The organism is Roseicyclus sediminis, from assembly GCF_025515305.1.
GTDB classification, from domain to species: Bacteria; Pseudomonadota; Alphaproteobacteria; order Rhodobacterales; family Rhodobacteraceae; genus Roseibacterium; species Roseibacterium sediminis.
This window is the reverse complement of sequence record NZ_JAOPHT010000014.1, coordinates 65447-85076: the sequence shown is the minus strand read 5'-3', so window position 1 is coordinate 85076 and position 19630 is coordinate 65447. Positions and strand designations below refer to the sequence as shown.

The following is a 19630-nucleotide window of genomic DNA, read 5'->3' as shown; positions in this document are numbered from 1 at the left end:
AGCTCCTTGTAATTCCGAGAAATGACCAACCTTTGCGCACCCGGTGGGCAGCCATCGGCGGTAAATGGCCAATTCCGGAAACCAGCGCCCGTAATTTCCGTTGGCATATGAGAAACCGTTGGCGCGCCGGGCCGGAATCCCGGAGAATGGGACCGGGGGCGGAAAGGACGCCATGAACATCAGCGCGGGTCTTTCGACGCCTGCGCGATCCAGCGATGGGGAGGTCTCCGACCGGCCTCTTCGGATCGCATTCGCCGGTGGAAACGGCTACCCGCCCGAGGATAGCGGCGGGGTTCAGAGCAGCACGGATGACCTTGCCCGGCGTCTCGTGGCGGCGGGGCACACGCCCCTCGTTCTGGTGCCGCTTTACGGCAAGGGCGCCTTCGGGATGCGCGCGCGGATGAAGCTCAGGATGACGGGTGGCCCACTCGTCACCGACATGCGCGCGGGATACCGCGTGTTCCGCGCGTGGTCGCCGGAGGATGCCGTGTCCGCCTTCGCCGCGCGCACCCGCCCGGACATCGCGGTCGTGCAGTGCCACGGCAGCGTACCGCTCGCCCGGACCTTTCGCGCGGCGGGCGTTCCCGTGGTGCTCTACCTGCGCAATGTCGAATTCGACGAGCTTGGCGGCGACCCCGCGACGGCTGGCGCCAGTGCCTTCATCGCGAATTCCCGTTTCACGGCAGGGGTCTACCGGGACCGTTTCGGCATCGAGGCGCAGGTGATCCCGCCGACGATCGACCCCGCCCGCCTTGCCGTGGACCCCGATCACGGCGCCGTGGTGTTCATCAATCCCGTGGCCGACAAGGGGCTCGACCTGGCGCTTGCCATCGCCGCGCTCTGTCCCGAGATCCCGTTTCTCTTCGTCGAAAGCTGGCGGCTGTCGCAGGACGCGCTCGAGGCGCTGTGCGCCCGGATCGCGCTTTTGCCGAACGTGACCTTCGAACGGCGCAAGTCCGATGTGCGCGAGGTGTATGGCCGCGCGCGCGTGGTGCTTGCGCCGAGCCAATGGGCCGAGGCATGGGGGCGCGTCGCCTCGGAGGCACAGGTGAGCGGTCTGCCGGTGCTGGGATCGGATCGCGGCGGCCTGCCCGAGGCGATCGGGCCGGGCGGCGTGGTCCTGCCCGCCGATGCGCCGGCCGAGATCTGGGCCGACGCGCTTCGGCGGATCTGGTCCGATCCTGTCCATCGCGCGACGCTGTCGGCGGCGGCGCGGTCGCATGCCGCCAGTCCCGGCATGGATGCGGGTCGCCAGTTCGCGACCTTTCTCGGCATCCTGCGGACTGCCCTTGCCGGGAAGGATGCCGCTCGATGACCGCGCCCTTGCATCGTGTGGCCGTGGTAATCCCGTATTTCCAGAGGGATAGCGGCATCCTTTGCCGCGCGCTCGACGGCGTGGCCGCGCAGGAATTGCCGCCCGGCGTCACGCTCCGCGTCATCGTCGTGGACGATGCCTCGCCCCGGCCGGCCGCTTCGGAACTGGCGTCGCGGGCCAATGGCGCCCCCCTCGACATCGTGCTGATCGAACAGGAGAACGGCGGACCCGGCGGGGCGCGGAACGCCGCGCTCGACCGGATCGTGGCGGAAGGCGCCGCGGATGTCGTGGCCTTCCTCGATTCCGATGACATCTGGGGTCCACGCCACGTCGCCGATGCGCTCACGGCACTCGAAAAAGGCTATGACTTCTACTGCTGCGACAACACGAGGCCGGGCGACTACCCGCTTTTTTCCGAGCATGTGCAGGTGCTTGCCCGGGGTGGTGCCGGTCTTGCCGCGCGCTCCGTGCTGATCGACCACGAGGGGCCGGTACGTGGATTTCCGCCGCAGGAGCTTTGCGACGACATCGCGGTTAGCTACCTCAGCCATACCTCCACCGTGGTCGTCCGCGCGGCTGCCATCGGTGGGATCCGTTTCGATCCCGACCTCAGGACCGCGGGCGAGGACCGGATGTTCTGGCTTATGCTCGCGCTGTCGGGGGTGCGGATCGCGGTGTCCTGGCGCTGCAATGTGACCTGTGGCGAAGGGGTGAACCTGTTCTTTTCGGCACATGACTGGAATTCCCCCGAGACGGTCGAACGTTTCGGATGTGAATTGCTGTTCGCCGAGAAACTCATTCGTCAACAGGACCTGTCGCAAGCGCGCCGGGAATATGCCCTGGCGCGCGCCACGAGATCCCGCCGCGCCTATGCGTTTCTTTTCCTCAGGATGCTGCTGAAACGGCGCAAGCCACCGCTTGGCATGTTCCGCAGCCTTCTGTCCTTCGACCCGCTTCTGCCGTTGCGGATGCCGCCCCTTTTCCTGCGCGTCCTGCTCGACCGGCGCCCGGCCGGGGACAAGCTCTAGGCGCTCTGGCGCGCGCCGCGCGTCCGGACGAACCGGTCGAGCGCGGCACGGCTGCGTTCGGTCGCCTCGGCGATCGCCGCGTCATCGCTCAGGTGCCTGGGGGCATCCGCCACAAGCTGCCTCAGCCGCCGCGCGGCCCCGGCCCTGAGCGCGCGGTTCACCGGACCGAGAAGCGGGGCCTGCGCCAGCCGGGCCGAGCGCGCGCCTTTCCCGTCGAGGCCGGTGGCAAGCACGTAGGCCTCGCGCAGGTTCGAGGGCGGCAGCGCGCCGCGCCTGAGCGTGATCCCGAGCGACGCGGCCCAGTCCTCCCACTTCATGCGGTGGCTGGCGTGCAATGGCAGGACCGGCACCCAGGGCGTGCGCAGGGTATCGGCGACGATGGCCGCATGCATCGCCTCGGCGATGACGAGATCGGCCCCCCGGATCGCGGCGAGGATGGCGGCAACGGGGCCGCGCGGATCGAGGTAGGTGATCCCGGCCCGCGCACAGACCGCCGCCCAGTCACCGCGAACGGCGCTCTCGAAATGGGGCATGAAGGCGACGCCGATCCCGGTTGCCGGTGGGGGCAGCGGCACCTCGCGCAGGAGGATCGCGGCGTCGCAGATCGCCAGCCGCGCATCGAGCCCCAGTTTCCCGGCGGTCAGCGGCCCGCGCAGCCACAGGACGTTCCACGTTCCGTCCGCCATGTCCGGGGCCGCCGAATAGCCGCCATAGCCCGAGCCCGCGACGTGTTTCATCCCGCTTCCCGGATACCGCCGCAGGATCGAGCCCGCGCCGAGGAAAAGCTCGGTCTCGTCCTCGTCGAGGAACCCCACCGGCAAGAGGTGGTCCCAGAGGATCGCGTTGACCTCGTCGCCGAAATTGGGCGGGTCGTGGCGGAAATACGTAAGCTTCACGGGGCATCCTTCCGGTGGCGGATGAGGGACAGGGCCTCGCGGATCTCCCCGCGGGCGAGCAGCGCGAGGACCGTCCCATAGGCGGCCGCACCCGAGGCGACCTGTAGCGCGAGGCATGCGCCGTCCGGCAGGTCCGCCGTCCCCGCCAGAAGCACGGCGGGCACCATGGCGAGCGTCGCCAGCGCCGGCGCCCGCAGGCTGTGGAAGTAGTCGCCCCATCCCAGCCCGAGCATGGCGCGGGCCTTCGCCGCCGAGAACGGCCACAAGAGATAGGCGCGCACCGCCAGCGCCGCCATGATCCAGTGGAGGCCGAATGGATGAAGCGCCACGATGATGAGCAGCGTCGAAAGCTGCACAACGGCCTGGTACCAGAACCACCAGTCGGGGCGCCCGGCGTTCCGGATCAGCGCCGACTGCACGATGCCGATGCCGGCCAGAAGCCCCATGACGGCGAAGCACTGGAGGGGAAAGACGGCCCCGGCCCATTGCGGCCCGAAGACCAGCGGGACGGCATCCGGCGCGACCAGCGCGAGCCCGGAAAACAGCGGAAAGGCGAGACCCGCCGAGGCGAGGCTCGCCATGTGAAAGGCCTGCCGGCGCTTGGCGGGCTCCGCCTGAAGGCTCGCCATCAGGACGTTGGCCACGGGACCGAAGGCACCGGCGGTCAGATCGGTCAGCATCGCGAAGAGGCGCCGGGCGAAGAAAAACAGGCCGAGGACCGGCGCGCCGAGAAAGAGGCCGAGCGCGAACTGGTCGAGCCGCGCCTGGTTCAGGACCCGGCTGCCCATCGCGTAGAGGCCGAAGAACCGAAGCTCGGCCAGCGCGCCCGTCCGGACCCGCAGCCCCGGACGCCAGCGGGCGGCCCATGCGGTGACGACAAGCGCCACGACGGCATTGACGAGTTGCGACACGACAAGCGCCCAGAGCGCATAGCCTTCGAGCACGAGCCAGATGCACACGACCGCGCCGACGCCGTTGGCCAGCGCCGAGCGAAGGGCGGTATACCGGAACTGCATCCGTCGTGCGACCAGCGCCGTGGGCACGGCGGCGGCGGCATCGAGCGGGATGCGCAGCGCCAGAACGGGCAGGATGTCCGACAGGATCGCCGTGCCGGTCCAGTCCGCGATTGCGGGGGCCGCGAAGGCGAGCGCGGCGAAAAGCGCCACGCCGACCGCCATTACCGTCCAGAAGACGCTGTCGAGGTGGTCTGGCCGCAGCTCCGCGCGCTGTATGACCGCCTCGCCGAAGGCCACGGGCACCAGCATCGAGACCATGGCGACGATCGCGACGGCGAGGGCCACGGCGCCGAAATCGGCCGGCGTCAGCAGGCGCGAGGTCACGAGGAACACGCCGAGCGCAAGCGCCGAGGCGACCGCGACGGTGGCGAGGTTCCACGCCACACCGGTGACCGACGCGCGGGTGCGCTTCGTCGTCAGATGCGCGAGGCCGCCGGCCTCGGGCGCGGGATGAAGGGCGGAGGACATGCGCGCGGGCTCAGCAGGAGCCGCGCGCCCCGAGGACGGCCGGCACCGTGCGCGCAAGGATCGCCGCGTCCCCGGCAAGGCTCCAGTCCGTGACGTAGCGGCTGTCGAGGTCGACGCGCGCCTCGTAGGTCGTGTCGCTGCGCCCGCTGATCTGCCAAAGGCCGGTGATCCCGGGACGGGCCGACAGGTAGAGCGCCGAGGCCGACCCGTAGCGCGCCAGTTCGGCCGCGACGACGGGGCGGGGGCCGACGAGGCTCATCTCCCCGCGGATCACGTTCAGAAGCTGGGGAAGCTCGTCGATGCTGTATTCCCGCAGGACGCGCCCGATCCGGGTGATCCGGGGATCGTGGCGCAGCTTGCGCGTCGCCGCCCATTCGGCGGCAAGCGCCGGGTCGCCCGCGAGAACCTCGCGCAGGACCGTGTCGGCGTCGGTCCGCATCGTGCGGAACTTCAGACAACGGAATGTGCGCCCGCCCAGCCCGATACGCTCGTGTCCGTAGAAGACCGGCCCTGAACCCGAGGCGCGGATCATCAACGCGACGAACAGCATGAGAGGAGCAAGCGCCGCCAGCGCGATGCCGGCGAGCACGATGTCGGAGATGCGCTTGGCGATCCCTCCGACGGCTTCGGTCTCGTCGATGACGACCGGTGTCTTGCCCGCCTGGGGCCCGGACACGGCGAGCGGTTCTCTGTTCTTGACGAAACCGCCCTGTTCTAGAAGCGACATGGCCCAATCCTCCGATGGGCCCCCACCGCTGACAGTATTGGCGAATGGCGTTTCGCATTTGCAGCGAAATTTCCGTGACAGAGGTTGCCGCGGCGTGGTTTCGCCGGTCGCGGTGTCCGGTTCGGCGGCTTTTGCCCATCATCATGGCGGCGGCTTTGGTGCGAGGAATCAGCATATGGCGGTGTCGGCGCATGAAGCCCCTAGATGTGGGAATTTCGACGAGTGCGGCGGCATTCCGCCTGCCCGCAGGCTTGGCCACGGAAACGGGCGCCATGCCCGTTTTTTGGGAGATTTCTGAACGGATCTGGCGGTCTCTTTCGGGTCCGCCGCGACTCACTGGGCGGGAATCGCCTCGGCTTCGGACGGCATGGGCAGCACCGGGGAAAGGTGGCCGGCAAGCTCCTCCGGGGTCAGGCGGAAGTCCGAGGCGGGCCTGCCGAGAAGCGCGGCAGAGGCCATCGCCAGCGCGTCCGCGTCGAGCCGCATCAGCAGGTCCGCCAGCGCTTCGGCCGTCGGGGCCTCGACCGCGAAGCCGAGCCCGCCTTCCGTGATCCGCCGCCCCGTCTCGGTTCCGGCCAGCGCGATCGAGGGGCAGCCGAAGTAGCTCGCCTCGTAGATCCGGTTGGGCAGGAGCCAGTCGCTGTTGGCGCCGGCCTGCCAGAGGTCCTGCGCCCAGACGGCGTCGCACCCCGCATAGACCGTCGCCAGATCGCCCGGATAACGATAGGGCCCGGCGTGGCGCATGTTCGGCCGTGCGGCCAGCGCTTCGGCGAAACCGGGCACGGCGTGGTCGTGCACGATGCCGTGGCAGACGATCTCGACCCGGTCTCCGAGCCTGTCGGCCACACCCGCGAGGATCTCCAGGCTTCGCGCGCAGCGAAGCGTTCCCACCCAGCCAAGGCGTATCGGCGCGCCTGGCGCACGGCGACGAGGGGATTGCGGACGGGGCAGGGCGGTGGCCGCGACCCAGAGCTTGTTCTCGATCAGGGCGACCGGGGTCGAATTGCCCTGCACCGGGTCGAAGTAGGCGCGCAGGAAGCCGGGCGAGGACACGATCAGGAGGGCGCACCGCTTCAGCACGAAACGCTCGACCCATCGCATCGCCGCCCCGAGCGCGTCGCCGCGCGTGAAGAGACCGTGGATGTCGAGGCATTCGTAGACGAGGCGCACCTCGCGCGCGCCCGTCAGCCGCCGCATCGCCACGGCGAGAAGCGCCATGTCGATGTTGCGCGCGATCCAGACGTCGCTTGCCGTCAGCCGGGACCGGTGCCGCCAGAGCGTCCCGAGCGCGCGCGCCATCCGCCCCAATCGCAGCAGGTAGCGCCGGTTGCTCGATCGGCCGAGCGGCAGATCGGGCCAGTCGGGCGCGAAGCCGCTGTTCATGTTCTCGCGCCGGAACGAGACGGACGAGACCTCGTGGCCGAGCGCGCGAAGGCTCTCGATCCGGCGGATCTGCGCCGCTTCGGCGATATCGAAGGCGAAGAAAACGACCCGGGACATGCGCAAGTACCTCGCGATGCCCCCAACCCGACCCCATGAGGCGCAGAGGCCCCGGAAGGGTGCAAGCCCTTTCGCGCCGGGGCGCGCCCGGCGGTGGCCCTCCGCTCACCGGCGGGTCGCGACCGCGCTGCCCTCAGCCCGCGTCGCGGCGCATCGACAGGTTGTAGGGCGTGAAGATCTGCACGTCGCTCGATCCATCGACGCCCGGAACGTCCTGTGCGCCATCGCCCGTCAACATGGCCGCGTAGAGGGTGCGCATGTCGGCCTCGAGGTCGTGGTGCAGCACGAAGGTGATGGCCCCCTCCGCGAGGAGCCTGCGGTTTTCGCGGTCCAGATCATGGGCGATGAACACGACAGGCCCGTGACCCTGACGCGCCAGCGCCCCGAGGATCGCCGCGTTACCGCCGCCCATGGAGTAGACCGCCGAGATCGGCCCCGCCCCCGAAAGCGCACCCGCCAACTCGCGAGTCGTTGTCGCCGCGACGCCTGCGCCGCCCGCCATGTCGATCGTCGCGAGGTCGGGCCTGAGCCGCGCGAGGACTTCGCGGAACGCGCGGTGCCGATCGGCCTCGCCGGTGAAACTGTCCTGGCTCCGGGAGGTCAGGACCGCGCCGGCCCCGCGCGGCAGGGCATGGGCCAGCAGGAACGCGGCCGTGCGCCCGGCCTGCGCATTGTCGAGGCCGAAATATCCCCGGCGGTCCGTCCCCGGCAGGTCGGTCACGAGGGTGAAGACGGGGATGCGCGCCTGCACCAGACGCGCCACCGCCTCACGCACCGCCGGAGTATCGCGCGCCTTCAGGCAGACGCCGTGACTGCCGCGTTTGCGGATCCGGTCGAGGATGGCGACGATCTCCGCTTCGCCCATGATCTCGCGGAAGGTGAAGCGCAGGCGGATCACGGCGCCTGCGACCGCCCCGAGCGCGGCCTCGGCGGCCCGCCGGATCTCGTCGGTGAACCGGGCCGGGGCCTCGGCCACGACGTCTAGAAACACGCGCCGCCCCCGGGCGGCGAGCTGCGCCTCCTGCGCCTCCAGCTCTCCGATCGCCGCGGCCACGCGGTTGCGTGTCTGGGGGCTGACATGGGGGCGGCCGTTCAGGACCCGGTCCACGGTCGCCGTGCCGAGGCCCGCCTGCCGGGCGATTTCCTTGATCGGGAAGCGATGCGTCATTGATGTATTCTTGATGTGTTTGTGCGGCCCGGGCAAGGCCGAGGCCGGTTAACGTTCGAGCAACATGGGACAAGGGAGGACACGTGCCATGACCCTCGATTTCACCCCGCCGCCCTCGGGCTTCTACGACGAGGCCGATTGCGACCTCGCGGAATTCGCGGCCCTGACCGGCCGGACGGTCGACCGCGCCGACATCCCGCAGGCCGAGGATGCGCCTGGCAACGTGCCGGTCTACGACATGGCCAAGCTCGCCCCACGGCTGGACGAGGGCGCCACCCGGCGCGCGCTGATGGCCGAATGGGCGCGCATCCTGCGCGAGGGCGCGGGGGTCTTCGTGCTGAAGCGCGCCTGCTCGGATCTCGACGCCATCGATGACGCCACCGCCGCCTACGAGGCCATCATCGCCGCGGAACGCGCCGCCGGCGGGACGGGCGCCGACCACTTCGCGGCGGCGGGCAGCAACGACCGCATCTGGAACTCGCTCCAGAAACTGGCCCTGACGGCGCCCGCCACCTTCGTGCGCTATTTCGCCTGTCCGGCCGTCGATGCGGCCTGCGAGGCATGGCTCGGGCCCAACTACCAGATGACGGCGCAGGTCAACCTCGTCCATCCCGGCGGACAGGCGCAGGAGGCGCATCGAGACTATCACCTCGGTTTCCAGACCGCCGCGATCAGCGCGACCTACCCGGCCCATGTCCACGACCTGTCGCCGCTGATGACGCTTCAGGGCGGCATCGCCCATTGCGACATGCCGGTGGAGGCGGGGCCGACGAAACTCCTGCCGTTCTCGCAGCTCTACCGTCCGGGCTACGCGGCGTGGCGGCGCCCCGATTTCCGCGCGCATTTCGAGGCGCATTTCGTGCAGCTGCCGCTCCGCAAGGGAGACGCGATCTTCTTCAACCCGGCGCTCTTCCATGCCGCCGGCGCGAACTCGAGCGCGGACATACACCGCATGGTCAACCTGCTGCAGGTCTCCTCCGCCTTCGGGCGCGCGATGGAAAGCGTGGATCGCGGCGCGATGTGCCGGGCCGTGTTTCCGGCGCTGCTGGAGGCGGGCTTGCCTGCGGCGGGGCTGGAGGCCGTCCTCGGTGCGACCGCCGAAGGGTATTCCTTCCCGACCAATCTCGACAGCGATCCCCCGGTGGGAGGACTGGCCCCGAAGACGCAGAAGGCGCTCTTGCGTGAGGCCGTGACCGAAGGCTGGGTCCCAGAACATCTCGACAGGGAACTCGCCGCGATGGCTGCGCGGCAAAGGCCTTGAGGGCCGCCGGGCGCTTGCCCGCACCGCGTCGATCTGCAAGGTGGGGGTGCCCGCAGCCGGAAGCCTGACATGCGCCTGATCGACCCCTCCCACCCCTTCTTCCGCCCCGCGTGGCGCCGCTACCTTCTGGTCGCGGCGCCCTTCGCATGGGCCGGGGTCGAGCTGAGCGCCGGCAACACCATCTGGGCCTATCTGTTCGCCGCGATCGGAGGTTATCTCGCCTGGCACCTCGTCATCACGTGGCGCCAGGAAGGGGAGGACTAGGCGCCGGGCAGGTCGATCGGTCGGCCCGTCTCGCGCGAGAGCGTCGCGGCATCGGCGAGGATCTGGGCGCGCAGGCCGTCCTCGATGCCGGGATCGGGCGCGGTGCCGCTCGTCACCGCCTCGACGAAGGCGCGCATCTCGGCGAGATAGGCCGCCCCGTAGCGTTCGAGGAAGAAATGCTGTGCGGGGTCGCGGGCGAACCCCGTTTCGGTCGCAATCTCGACGGTCGTCTCCAGCTGGTTCTCGGCGCGCAGCATGCCCTTCTGCCCATGAACCTCGATCCGCTGGTCATAGCCGTAGGCAGCCCGGCGCGAGTTCGAGATCTGGCAGATCCGCCCCGAGGCGGTGGTCAGGATCACGGCGGCCGTGTCCACGTCGCCGGCTTCCCCGATGGCGGGATCGACGAGCGCCGAGCCCACGGCGTGAAGCCGGATGAATTCCTCGCCCATCAGGAAACGCGCCATGTCGAAATCATGGATCATCATGTCCCGGAACAGGCCGCCCGAGCGCGCGATGTAGGACACCGGCGGCGGCGCGGGATCGCGCGACGTGATGGCCGCGAGCTCCACCGCGCCGATATCGCCCGCCCGGATGCGGGCACGAAGCCGCGCGAAGTTCGGATCGAACCGGCGGTTGAACCCGGTCAGGAACGGCACGCCGGCCTCGCCAACGGCGTCCATGCAGGCGCGGATATTGTCGACCGACATGTCGACGGGCTTCTCGCAGAAGATCGCCTTGCCGGCCTTCGCGGCGCCCATGATCTGGTCGAAATGGCTGTCGGTCGGTGTGCCGATCACGACCGCGTCAATGTCGTCGGCCTGCAGGATCGTGGCCACGTCCCGCACCTCGGCCCCGGTGTCGGCGGCCAGCGCCTCGGCGGCGGCGGGCATCGCGTCGGCGACGGCGGCGACCGTCGCGCCCTCCAGCGCCCTGATCGAACGCGCGTGAACCTGCCCGATCCGCCCGCATCCCAGAAGTCCGATCCTCAGCATCTCATGCCTTTCCGCTAGCGCCGAGCCCACGGATGACCGCCCTTGCGGCCTCCATCACGGGCTGATGTGTCTCTTTCAGGATCGCCACCCGGTCGAAGCGCGCGGGGTCGGCGTTGACGGCCTCGCGCAGCGCGGCCCCGAAGGCCATGCGCAGTTCCGTCCCGATGTTGAACTTGGCGATGCGCGAGCCGGCCGCCAGCGCCGCGCGCTGGGCATAGGGCACGCCCGAGCCGCCGTGAATGACAAGCGGCACCGTTGTCAGCGCTTCGATGGCGCGAATGCGCGCCTCGTCCAGCCCGCCTTCATGATCCGTCTGCAGGTGGACGTTGCCGACACTGATCGCCATGGCGTCCACGCCGCTTTCGCGGGCGAAGATCGCGGCTTCCTCGGGGTCGGTCCCGGCCGAGCCTTCGCCGCCCGAGTAGCCCACGAAGCCGATCTCGCCCTCGCAGGATATGCCCGCCGCGTGCGCCATGTCGGCCACCTGAGCCGTTTCCTCGATGTTCTGGGCAAGCGGCTTGCGCGAGCCGTCGAACATCAGCGACGTGAAGCCGGCGTCGAGCGCCTCGCGGCACTCGTCGAGCGTGTAGCCATGGTCGAGATGCGCCACGACCGGAACATCGACGCTTTCGGCCAGGTGCCGGAACATCTTGCCCAGGATCGGCAGCGGCGTGTGCGCCCGGCATGACGGGCCAGCCTGCAGGATCACCGGCGCGCGCTCGGCCTCGGCCGCCATCGCGTAAGCGCGCATGTCCTCCCACCCCAGGCATACGAGGCCGGGCACGGCATATCCGTCCCGCAGCGCGGGTTGGAGAACCTCCGAAAGGGTCGCAAGCGTCATTTGAACTTGGCCACCATGTCCATGATCCCGGGGATCGTGTGCAACTGTTCGGCATGGGTGGGCTGGAAATACTGCTTCAGGCTGCGCTGGCTGAGGCCGCCGAGGATGGTGAAGTAGTACATCTCGTAGCCCGGCAGAACGCAGCAGGGGTGATAGCCCTTGTCGATCAGCACGGTGGAGCCGTTGACGACGTGGTAGGCGTCACCCGGCTCGTTATCGACCCGCTGGAGCATCTGCAGGCCGGACCCGTAGTCGGGCCGGAAGCGGAAGTTGTAGCATTCGTCGTGCCGCGTCTCGTCCGGGAGGCGGTCGGTATCATGCTTGTGCGACGGGAACCCCGACCAGCCGCCGGCGCCGACCGTGAACAGCTCGGACACCAGAAGGCGGCCCACCCGGTCGTGATGGGCGGCGCCGAGGATATGCTTGATCTTGCGGTGGGTCTTGGTGTCGTCCGATCCGTACTGCACGAGGTCGAGCTCGTTTGACCGAACCGCGAAGGGCTTGAGCGTCTCGGCGTATTTCGCGCCGGCGATGAAGGTTTCGGTATCGGTCAGCGCGGTGATGCGGCACCCCGTATCGGTCGGCACGTAGACGCCCTCGGGCTCGCCGTCCCAGACATCGACGCCGCGGTTGCCGATGCCGGCGAAGGTTTCGCCGCCCGTCTCGACGGTCACGGTGCCGGTCGCGGGCACGACGCAGGTCTCGTAGCCCGGAACACGGTAGTCGAAATGCTCGCCCGCCTTCAGCTTGACGATGTTGAAATAGGTCAGGGGCACCAGCGGGTCGTTCGTATCGACGATGGGCTGATTGTCGTTGTCGTAGGGGGCGATGTGCATCTTTCGTCCTTTCAGGCCGCGCTCGGGCCGGCATGCGCCCGCAGGAAGGTGTCGAGTTCGGCCCGCGTGGGCATGGCGGGGGCGCAGCCCACCCGTGCCACCACCATCGCGGCGGCGGCCGAGCCCTGCAGGACCGCCTCGCGCACGGGCAGGCCATCGGCCAGTCCCGACACGAAGCCACCCATGAAACTGTCGCCGGCGCCTGTGGGCTTGAGCGCGTCGGTCCGGTAGATGCCGGTCGCGACCTCGCCTTCGGGGGTGATCGTGATCGCGCCCTTCTCGCCCATCTTGTAGACGGCGATCTTCGCGCCTTTGGCCACCAGGTCGCGCGCCTTGTCGAGACCGCGCTCGTAGTCGCCCGCCATGAAGCCGAATTCCACGTCGTTGCCCACGATCACGTCGCACATGGCGCCCGCGCGGGAATAGACCTCGGCCGCGACCTCCGCCGATGGCCAGGAATAGGGGCGGTAGTCGATGTCGAAGATCAGCGGCAAGCCTGCGGCGCGGGCCAGCTCGAAGCCGCGGAAGGCGGCGCTGCGCGAGGGCTCGGCGGCGAAGACGGTGCCGGTGGTGATAAGCGCGTCATAGGCGCCGTAGTCCACCGCCTCGACATCGTCGGTCGTCATCTCGAAATCGGCGGCGCCGTTGCGGTAGATGACCGACTGGTGATCCTCGATCGTGGTTTCGACCACGGCCAGAGAGTTGCGTGCCTCGCCGCCGACGCTGCGCACATGCGCGCGGCCCACGCCGTACTTGTCGAGCTCGTTCAGCGCGAAGCGCCCGATGGCATCGTCCGAGACGCAGGTGACGAGGTCCGCGCTGCCGCCGAGCTTCGTGATCGCCACGCCGATATTGGCCGAGGAGCCGCCGAGACAGGCGAAGAACTGCGTCGCGTGCTCGGTCTTGGTGCCGGGCGGGTCGGGATAGAAGTCCATCCCCGCACGGCCGATGATGATGAAGCGATTGCCCTTCAGTCGCATGTCAGACCCCCTGACGCTGGCGGGCGCGGGTGGCCTCGATCTCGGCGTGCTTCTCGCGCACGCCCGCGCTGTCCGACACCTGCGCCGTGCCGACCTCCCACCATGCGTGGCCTTGGGTCGTCCAGCCCTCGTAGGGGTCGACCTGCATCACGATCACCGTGGTCTTGTCGGCGGCCTTGGCGCGCTTGAACGCCTCGCCGAGTTCCGCGGGGTTGGCGACGGTCACGGCATCGCAGCCCATCGACCGCGCGTGGGCCTCGAAATCCACGGCGAAGGGTTCCGGCACGGTCGGGCAATCCTTGATTAGGTTGTTGAAGCTTTCCTGCCCGGTGTTGTTCTGCAGCTTGTTGATGACTGCGAAGCCGCCGTTGTCGAGCACCAGCACGATCAGCTTCTTTCGCGTCAGGACCGACGAATAGAGGTCGGAGTTCATCATGAGGTAGGACCCGTCGCCGACGAAGACGATGGTGTCCTTGTCGGGTTCCGATTCGCTTTGCGCGATCCGCGCGCCCCAGCCGCCCGCGATCTCGTAGCCCATGCAGGAAAAGCCGAACTCGACGTCGACCGTGCCGATATCCAGTGTTCGCCAGTTGGCGGTAACCTCCGCCGGTAACCCGCCTGCCGCCGTGACGACCCGGTCGCGCTTGTCGCACAGCGCGTTCACCACGCCGATGGCCTGCGCGTAGGAGTTGGGGCGGTTCCCGTGGGCGACGTTGTCGGCGACATAAGCGTCCCACGCCTTGCGCTCGGTCTGCGCGCGGGCCGTCCAGTCGGCCGGCGCCGTGTAGCCGCCCATCGCGGCCCCGAGCGCGGGCAGTGCCAGTTTCGCGTCGCCAACCACCGGCAGCGAAAGGTGCTTCATCGCGTCATGGCGTCCGACGTTCAGGCCGATGAACCGCGCGTCCTTCGCGAAGGCCGTCCATGACCCCGTCGTGAAGTCCTGCAGACGCGTGCCGACGGCGAGGATCACGTCGGCCGCCTCTGCGATGGCGTTGGCGCTATCCGAGCCGGTCACGCCGATCGGGCCGATATTCAGGGCGTGATCCGCCAGCAGGTTCGCCCGCCCCGCGATGGTCTCGACCACGGGGATGGCGTGGGCCTCGGCGAATGCGGTCAGTTCGGCCACCGCGCCGGAATACTGCACCCCGCCGCCTGCAATGATCATCGGGCGTTTCGCCACCGTCAGAAGCGCCGCCGCGTCGGCGATCTCGGCGGCATCGGGGGCCTGCCGCCGGATGCGATGGACGCGGCGGGCGAAGAACTCCTCCGGGTAGTCATATGCCCAGCCCTGCACGTCCTGCGGCAGGCCGAGGAAGGCCGGGCCGCAGTCGGCGGGGTCGAGCATGGTGGCGAGTGCCGCCGGCAGCGACTGGATCACCTGCGCGGGATGGGTGATCCTGTCCCAGTAGCGGGTCACGGCCTTGAAGGCGTCGTTCACGCCGAGCGTGGGGTTCCCGAAATGCTCCAGCTGTTGCAGCACCGGGTCGGGCAGCCGCGTCAGGAACGTGTCGCCACAGAGCATCAGGACCGGCAGGCGGTTCGCATGAGCGAGGGCCGATGCCGTCAGAAGGTTCGCCGTGCCGGGCCCCGCGCTCGCCGTGCAGAACATGAAGCGGCGGCGGAGATGGTATTTCGCGTAGGCCGCGGCGGCGAGGCCCATGCTCTGCTCGTTCTGCCCGCGGTAGAGGGGCAGGGCGTCCTGCACCGGGTAGAGCGCCTCGCCCAGGCAGGGCACGTTGCCATGGCCGAAGATGCCGAAGCCGCCGCCGCAGATGCGCGTCTCGACCCCGTCGATCTCGATGAACTGGTTCACGAGATAGCGCACGATGGCCTGCGCCGTCGTCAGCCGGATGGTTCTGCCAGCAGCCGTCATCTGATCCTCCCCTCGCGCCTCAGACCCTGCCCGGAAATCTTTGCCGGTTGCGAAGCGCCGAGACTCAGGATACGAATTTTGCAACCGGTTGCAACCGGCGTCGTGCGAAGGGGAGGAGCAAGCATGCCCGGCATAGGCATCGGCCTTGTGGGCGGTGGCTACATGGGCAAGGCCCATGCGGTCGCCCTGTCCGCCATCGGCGCGGTTTTCGACACCGCGCTCAGGCCGCGGCTCGAGGTCGTCGCGGCCTCGTCGCCCGCCTCGGCCGAGCGGTATCGCGCGGCCTACGGCTTTGCCCGCGCGGCCGACGACTGGCAGGCGCTGGTGGCCGATCCGTCCGTCGAGGCGGTGGTGATCGCCGCGCCGCAGGTCACGCATCGCGCCATCGCCGAGGCGGCCTTCGCGGCCGGCAAACCCGTTTTCTGCGAAAAGCCGCTGGGCGCCTCGCTCGAGGATGCGCAGGCGATGGTCGCCGCCGCCGAGGCCAGCGGTCTGCCGAACATGATCGGGTTCAACTACGTCCGCACACCGGCTACGCAGTTCGTGCGTCAACTGCTGGCGGAAGGGGCCATCGGGCAGGTCACCTGGTTCCGGGGCGAGCATACCGAGGACTTCCTCGGCGATCCGGACGAGCCCGCCAACTGGCGCTGCCACGGACGGCCCAACGGCTGCATGGGCGATCTCTCGCCGCACATGGTCAACTGCGCGCTGGCCCTGCTGGGGCCGATCGCCGAGGTTTCGGCGCGGGTCGAGACGATCCACCCGACACGGCCCGGGCCGGAGGGGCCCGTCGCGGTCGACAATGACGACCACGGACAGATGATGGTCCGCTTCGCCTCCGGCGTCATGGGGCACCTCTATTTCAGCCGCGCGGCCACGGGCCGCAAGATGGGCTATGCCTACGAGATCCATGGCACGAAGGGCGCGATCCGCTTCGACCAGGAGGATCAGAACGCCGTCTGGCTCTACCGCGCCGAGGGGCCGGAGGCGACACGCGGCTTCACGAAGATCCTGACCGGTCCGGCGCATCCCGACTACCTGCCGTTCTGCCAGGGGCCGGGGCACGGCACCGGCTACCAGGATCAGATCATCATCGAGGCCCGCGATTTTCTGCGCGCCATCGAAACCGGCGAGGCCGTCTGGCCGACGTTCCGCGATGGCCTGGCCGTCGCCCATGTCATCGATACCGCTTTCGCCTCGGCCGAGGATGGCCGCTGGCATCCCGTTACCCAAGTCTGAAAGGGCTCCTTCTCCATGACGATCCGCATCGGCAATGCCCCCTGTTCCTGGGGCGTCGAGTTCGCAAACGATCCGCGCAACCCGCCCTGGCGGCAGGTGCTGAAGCAATGCGCCGAGGCCGGCTATTCCGGCATCGAGCTTGGCCCCGTGGGCTTCATGCCCGAGGACCCCGCGATCCTGGCCGAGGCGCTGGAGGAAAACGGGCTGGAACTGATCGGCGGCGTCGTCTTCCGCGCTTTCCATGACCCCGAGCAGTGGGACGACGTGCTCGATGGCGCGGTCCGGACCTGCAAGGCGCTGACGGCACATGGCGCGCAGCATCTCGTCCTGATCGACTCGATCTCGCCGCGTCGCGCGCCCACCGCCGGGCGCCCGGACGATGCCGAGCAGATGGACGCGGCCGAATGGTCCGCCTTCCGCGACCGGATCGCCCATGTCGCGAAGATGGGGGCCGAGGAGTATGGCCTGACTGTCGGCATCCACGCCCATGCGGCGGGCTTCATGGACTTCGAGCCCGAGCTCGAGCGTCTGCTCGACCAGGTCGACGAGGATATCCTGAAGATCTGCTTCGACACCGGCCACCATTCCTACGCGGGATTCGACCCCGTCGCCTTCATGCGGCGGCACATCGGCCGCATCTCCTACATGCATTTCAAGGATATCGACCCTGCGGTGAAGGCCGACGCGGTCGCAAAGGGCACGGGTTTCTACGACGCCTGCGGCCAGGGCATCTTCTGCAATCTCGGACAGGGCGATGTCGATTTCCCCGCGGTCCGGCAGATCCTTCTCGATCACGGGTTCGAGGGGTGGTGCACGGTCGAGCAGGATTGCGACCCGACGCTGGATGTCTCGCCCGTCGACGACGCGCGGGCGAACCGCGAATACCTGCAAAGCATCGGTTTCTGAAAGGGTTACGCCATGAGGCTCAATTGGGGCATGATCGGTGGCGGCGAAGGCAGCCAGATCGGGCCGGCGCATCGGCTGGGCGCGCAGGCGGACGGCAACTTCGTGCTGGCCGCGGGGGCGCTCGACGTCGATCCCGCGAAGGGCCGCGCCTATGCCGAGCTTCTGGGCGTCGCGCCGGACCGCGCCTACGGCGACTGGCGCGAGATGCTTGAGGGCGAGAAGGGGCGCGCGGACCGCGTGGACCTCGTGACCGTCGCCACGCCGAATTCCACGCATTTCGAGATCACCAGGGCGTTCCTGGAAGCCGGCTTTCACGTTCTTTGCGAAAAGCCGATGACCATGACCGTCGAGGAGGGCGAGGAGATCGTCCGCGTGGCGAAGGCCTCGGGCCGGATCTGCGCGGTGAACTACTGCTATTCCGCCTATCCGATGGTGCGCGAGATGCGCCAGATGGTGCGCACGGGCCAGATCGGCAAGGTTCGGCTCGTGGTCACGAACTTCAGCCACGGGCACCACGGCGACGCGACCGATGCCGACAATCCGCGTGTGCGCTGGCGCTATGACCCGGCGATGGCTGGCATCTCGGGCCAGTTCGCCGATTGCGGCATCCACGCGCTTCACATGGCGAGCTTCATCGTGGGCGACGAGGTCGAGAAGGTCTCGGCCGATTTCGCCTCGACGATCCCGAGCCGGGTGCTGGAGGACGACGCCATGGTCAACTTCCGCATGTCGGGCGGCACGGTCGGCCGGCTCTGGACGTCGTCGGTCGCCATCGGGCGGCAGCACGGGTTCGACATCCAGGTTTTTGGCGAGACCGGCGGCATGCGCTGGGCCTCGGAACAGCCCAACCAGGTGTTCTACACGCCCGTGGGCGGACGCACGCAGATCATGGAGAAGGGCGAGGCGGGCCTGTCGGACGAGGCCGCGCGCCTCAGCCGCGTCGCCATCGCGCATCCCGAGGGCTTCCCGCTGGCGGTCGCCAACATCTACGTCGACCTGGCAGCCGCGATCCGGGGCGATGCGCGCGACGGGTTGCCCACGGCGGAGGACGGTCTGCGCTCGATGGCGGCTGTCCATGCCAGCGTCGCCTCCGCGAAGGCGGATGGCGCCTGGACGGACGCGCGGCCGCCGATGTTCCGCTGAGCCCCGGCGTCAGGGAACCGGGCGCAGCGTCCCGCGCTCGATCACCCGGCAGGGGAAGAGCCGTGTCTCGGGGTGCCGGTCGGGCCGCTCGATCGTGGCGACCACGAGGTCGATGGATGCGCCGATGATCTCGGCGATGGGCTGGCGGATCGTCGTGAGATCGATGTTCTGCCAGCGCGCCATGTCCATGTCGTTGAGCCCGATGATCCCGATATCCTCGGGGCAACGCAGTCCGGCCTCTTCGATCGCCGAGAGCGCGCCGATCGACAGGACGTCGTCGCCACAGAAATAGGCCTCGGCGGGATCGGCCATCAGCAGCTTCGTCATCTCGACACGGCCCGCATCGAAGGAATAGGTCGAGGCATAGCTCATCGACGCCTCGATCTCGGGGTGTTCCCGGAGCGCGGCGAAAAATCCCAGCGCACGGTCCTGGGTGGAGGTCGCCGTCTCGGGGCCGCCCAGAAACGCCACCCGTGTATAGCCGCGTGCGATCAGCGCCTCGGCCGCCATGCGCCCGCAGGCCACGTTGTCGATGCCGACGACATGGACATTCGGCGAGGTCGAGAAGCGGCCGAAGGAATGCACCACCGGCACGCCCGCCTCCTTGAAGGCCTCCGCGAAGCTGGGGGGCAGGGTGGAGGAGGCGACGATCACGCCGTCGACCGAATACTGACGCAGCATTCGGACCGAGTTCGCGGGATCGGTTTCATTGCTTAGATTGACGAGGAGCGGCCGCAGCCCGCGGTCCTGCAGTCCGCGCGTGAACAGGTCGAACACCTCGAGAAACAGCGGGTTGTGGAAGTTGTTGGATACGAGGCCGATGAGCTTCGTGCGGCCCGTGGTGAGCGAGGAGGCCAGCGCGTTCGGACTGTAACCCAGTTCGATCGCCGCCTTTTCCACCTTGGCGCGGGTCTTGGCCGAGACCGAGGCCCCCTCGGTGAAGGTGCGTGAGACCGCCGAGCGGGACACACCCGCACGCTTTGCCACGTCCCTCAACGTAACTGCCATCCGTCGTCCGCCATCGCTTCCACTCGCCCGTTTTATACACGCAAAGCGCGAGCGCGATAGCCCTTGGGGCGGGCAAATTTGCAACCGGTTGCAAAACGTTCGATTCGCGGCTAGGGTTTCGCAAGGGCGTGGCGGACATCGACCGGATGCGCCCATGACATGTTTGGGA

The 19630-nt window shown here is 68.8% G+C and carries 19 protein-coding genes; 8 read left to right on the top strand and 11 right to left on the bottom strand.

What is annotated here, in order from left to right; translation table 11 throughout:
- Window positions 1-172 precede the first annotated feature (172 nt).
- Window positions 173-1315: a glycosyltransferase gene (locus N8I71_RS16190; protein ID WP_262879050.1), complete on the top strand. Its 1143-nt coding sequence runs from the start codon at window positions 173-175 to the stop codon at window positions 1313-1315.
- Window positions 1312-2343 carry a glycosyltransferase family 2 protein gene (locus N8I71_RS16185; protein ID WP_262879049.1) on the top strand — a complete coding sequence of 344 codons (1032 nt, stop codon included), beginning with the start codon at window positions 1312-1314 and terminating at the stop codon, window positions 2341-2343. The genes N8I71_RS16190 and N8I71_RS16185 overlap by 4 nt, the downstream gene beginning before the upstream one ends.
- Here N8I71_RS16185 and N8I71_RS16180 read toward each other — a convergent pair.
- Genes N8I71_RS16180 through N8I71_RS16170 form a run of 3 tightly spaced genes read right to left on the bottom strand, consistent with a single transcriptional unit; the run spans window position 2340 to window position 5450 of the window.
- Window positions 2340-3239 (bottom strand): polysaccharide pyruvyl transferase family protein, encoded by a 900-nt coding sequence (locus N8I71_RS16180; protein ID WP_262879048.1) that lies wholly within the window; start codon window positions 3237-3239, stop codon window positions 2340-2342. The two genes, N8I71_RS16185 and N8I71_RS16180, sit on opposite strands and share 4 nt — an antisense overlap.
- The gene (locus tag N8I71_RS16175; RefSeq protein WP_262879047.1) at window positions 3236-4723 is read right to left on the bottom strand and encodes an oligosaccharide flippase family protein; all 1488 of its coding nucleotides are present in this window, start codon (window positions 4721-4723) and stop codon (window positions 3236-3238) included. The genes N8I71_RS16180 and N8I71_RS16175 overlap by 4 nt, the downstream gene beginning before the upstream one ends.
- Window positions 4724-4733: 10 nt before the next feature.
- Window positions 4734-5450 (bottom strand): sugar transferase, encoded by a 717-nt coding sequence (locus tag N8I71_RS16170; protein WP_262879046.1) that lies wholly within the window; start codon window positions 5448-5450, stop codon window positions 4734-4736.
- On the opposite strand from N8I71_RS16170, the gene N8I71_RS16165 reads away from it, so the two are divergent.
- Window positions 5449-5748 (top strand): hypothetical protein, encoded by a 300-nt coding sequence (locus N8I71_RS16165; RefSeq protein WP_262879045.1) that lies wholly within the window; start codon window positions 5449-5451, stop codon window positions 5746-5748. The genes N8I71_RS16170 and N8I71_RS16165 overlap by 2 nt on opposite strands.
- A 35-nt stretch (window positions 5749-5783) precedes the next feature.
- Here the strand turns inward: N8I71_RS16165 and N8I71_RS16160 are convergent, their stop codons facing one another.
- Window positions 5784-6950 (bottom strand): glycosyltransferase family protein, encoded by a 1167-nt coding sequence (locus tag N8I71_RS16160; protein ID WP_262879044.1) that lies wholly within the window; start codon window positions 6948-6950, stop codon window positions 5784-5786.
- Window positions 6951-7083: 133 nt separating this feature from the next.
- The gene (locus N8I71_RS16155; protein WP_262879043.1) at window positions 7084-8118 is read right to left on the bottom strand and encodes a LacI family DNA-binding transcriptional regulator; all 1035 of its coding nucleotides are present in this window, start codon (window positions 8116-8118) and stop codon (window positions 7084-7086) included.
- Window positions 8119-8206: 88 nt separating this feature from the next.
- Here N8I71_RS16155 and N8I71_RS16150 point away from each other — a divergent pair, with 88 nt between their 5' ends.
- Entirely contained in the window at window positions 8207-9379 is a 1173-nt protein-coding gene (locus tag N8I71_RS16150) for a phytanoyl-CoA dioxygenase family protein (protein ID WP_262879042.1), read from the top strand.
- Between the two features lie 69 nt (window positions 9380-9448).
- A complete protein-coding gene (locus N8I71_RS16145; protein ID WP_262879041.1) occupies window positions 9449-9643 on the top strand; it encodes a hypothetical protein in 195 nt (64 codons plus the stop codon).
- On the opposite strand, the gene iolG is transcribed toward N8I71_RS16145, so the two are convergent.
- From iolG to iolD, 5 genes are read right to left on the bottom strand one after another with little or no spacing between them, the layout of a single operon-like run.
- Window positions 9640-10635 carry an inositol 2-dehydrogenase gene (gene iolG, locus N8I71_RS16140; protein ID WP_262879040.1) on the bottom strand — a complete coding sequence of 332 codons (996 nt, stop codon included), beginning with the start codon at window positions 10633-10635 and terminating at the stop codon, window positions 9640-9642. The genes N8I71_RS16145 and iolG overlap by 4 nt on opposite strands.
- A gap of 1 nt (window position 10636) precedes the next feature.
- Window positions 10637-11476, bottom strand: coding sequence for a class II fructose-bisphosphate aldolase (locus N8I71_RS16135; RefSeq protein ID WP_262879039.1), 840 nt, complete (start codon window positions 11474-11476; stop codon window positions 10637-10639).
- The gene (locus N8I71_RS16130; protein WP_262879038.1) at window positions 11473-12312 is read right to left on the bottom strand and encodes a 5-deoxy-glucuronate isomerase; all 840 of its coding nucleotides are present in this window, start codon (window positions 12310-12312) and stop codon (window positions 11473-11475) included. Before N8I71_RS16130 ends, N8I71_RS16135 begins: the two co-directional genes overlap by 4 nt.
- A gap of 11 nt (window positions 12313-12323) precedes the next feature.
- Window positions 12324-13292, bottom strand: a complete 969-nt coding sequence (gene iolC, locus N8I71_RS16125) for a 5-dehydro-2-deoxygluconokinase (RefSeq protein WP_262879037.1) — start codon at window positions 13290-13292, stop codon at window positions 12324-12326.
- A gap of 1 nt (window position 13293) precedes the next feature.
- Window positions 13294-15165, bottom strand: coding sequence for a 3D-(3,5/4)-trihydroxycyclohexane-1,2-dione acylhydrolase (decyclizing) (iolD, locus tag N8I71_RS16120; protein ID WP_262879036.1), 1872 nt, complete (start codon window positions 15163-15165; stop codon window positions 13294-13296).
- Window positions 15166-15288: 123 nt separating this feature from the next.
- Between iolD and N8I71_RS16115 the strand changes: the two genes are divergently transcribed.
- The 3 genes from N8I71_RS16115 to N8I71_RS16105 are packed head-to-tail and all read left to right on the top strand — an operon-like array spanning window position 15289 to window position 18453.
- Entirely contained in the window at window positions 15289-16404 is a 1116-nt protein-coding gene (locus N8I71_RS16115) for a Gfo/Idh/MocA family protein (protein ID WP_262879035.1), read from the top strand.
- 15 nt (window positions 16405-16419) lie between these two features.
- Entirely contained in the window at window positions 16420-17310 is an 891-nt protein-coding gene (locus N8I71_RS16110) for a sugar phosphate isomerase/epimerase (protein WP_262879034.1), read from the top strand.
- Between the two features lie 12 nt (window positions 17311-17322).
- Window positions 17323-18453, top strand: coding sequence for a Gfo/Idh/MocA family protein (locus N8I71_RS16105; protein WP_262879033.1), 1131 nt, complete (start codon window positions 17323-17325; stop codon window positions 18451-18453).
- Window positions 18454-18462: 9 nt separating this feature from the next.
- On the opposite strand, the gene N8I71_RS16100 is transcribed toward N8I71_RS16105, so the two are convergent.
- A complete protein-coding gene (locus N8I71_RS16100; RefSeq protein ID WP_262879032.1) occupies window positions 18463-19461 on the bottom strand; it encodes a LacI family DNA-binding transcriptional regulator in 999 nt (332 codons plus the stop codon).
- Between the last annotated feature and the right edge of the window lie 169 nt (window positions 19462-19630).

What these genes read in the sequence shown, in the direction of transcription:
- N8I71_RS16190 (WP_262879050.1), top strand. Translation starts at nt 173, where the DNA reads ATGAACATCAGCGCGGGTCTTTCGACGCCTGCGCGATCCAGCGATGGG.
- N8I71_RS16185 (WP_262879049.1), top strand. Translation starts at nt 1,312, where the DNA reads ATGACCGCGCCCTTGCATCGTGTGGCCGTGGTAATCCCGTATTTCCAG.
- N8I71_RS16175 (WP_262879047.1), bottom strand. Translation starts at nt 4,723, where the DNA reads ATGTCCTCCGCCCTTCATCCCGCGCCCGAGGCCGGCGGCCTCGCGCAT.
- N8I71_RS16165 (WP_262879045.1), top strand. Translation starts at nt 5,449, where the DNA reads ATGGCCCAATCCTCCGATGGGCCCCCACCGCTGACAGTATTGGCGAAT.
- N8I71_RS16170 (WP_262879046.1), bottom strand. Translation starts at nt 5,450, where the DNA reads ATGTCGCTTCTAGAACAGGGCGGTTTCGTCAAGAACAGAGAACCGCTC.
- N8I71_RS16160 (WP_262879044.1), bottom strand. Translation starts at nt 6,950, where the DNA reads ATGTCCCGGGTCGTTTTCTTCGCCTTCGATATCGCCGAAGCGGCGCAG.
- N8I71_RS16155 (WP_262879043.1), bottom strand. Translation starts at nt 8,118, where the DNA reads ATGACGCATCGCTTCCCGATCAAGGAAATCGCCCGGCAGGCGGGCCTC.
- N8I71_RS16150 (WP_262879042.1), top strand. Translation starts at nt 8,207, where the DNA reads ATGACCCTCGATTTCACCCCGCCGCCCTCGGGCTTCTACGACGAGGCC.
- N8I71_RS16145 (WP_262879041.1), top strand. Translation starts at nt 9,449, where the DNA reads ATGCGCCTGATCGACCCCTCCCACCCCTTCTTCCGCCCCGCGTGGCGC.
- iolG (WP_262879040.1), bottom strand. Translation starts at nt 10,635, where the DNA reads ATGCTGAGGATCGGACTTCTGGGATGCGGGCGGATCGGGCAGGTTCAC.
- N8I71_RS16135 (WP_262879039.1), bottom strand. Translation starts at nt 11,476, where the DNA reads ATGACGCTTGCGACCCTTTCGGAGGTTCTCCAACCCGCGCTGCGGGAC.
- N8I71_RS16130 (WP_262879038.1), bottom strand. Translation starts at nt 12,312, where the DNA reads ATGCACATCGCCCCCTACGACAACGACAATCAGCCCATCGTCGATACG.
- iolC (WP_262879037.1), bottom strand. Translation starts at nt 13,292, where the DNA reads ATGCGACTGAAGGGCAATCGCTTCATCATCATCGGCCGTGCGGGGATG.
- iolD (WP_262879036.1), bottom strand. Translation starts at nt 15,165, where the DNA reads ATGACGGCTGCTGGCAGAACCATCCGGCTGACGACGGCGCAGGCCATC.
- N8I71_RS16115 (WP_262879035.1), top strand. Translation starts at nt 15,289, where the DNA reads ATGCCCGGCATAGGCATCGGCCTTGTGGGCGGTGGCTACATGGGCAAG.
- N8I71_RS16110 (WP_262879034.1), top strand. Translation starts at nt 16,420, where the DNA reads ATGACGATCCGCATCGGCAATGCCCCCTGTTCCTGGGGCGTCGAGTTC.
- N8I71_RS16105 (WP_262879033.1), top strand. Translation starts at nt 17,323, where the DNA reads ATGAGGCTCAATTGGGGCATGATCGGTGGCGGCGAAGGCAGCCAGATC.
- N8I71_RS16100 (WP_262879032.1), bottom strand. Translation starts at nt 19,461, where the DNA reads ATGGCAGTTACGTTGAGGGACGTGGCAAAGCGTGCGGGTGTGTCCCGC.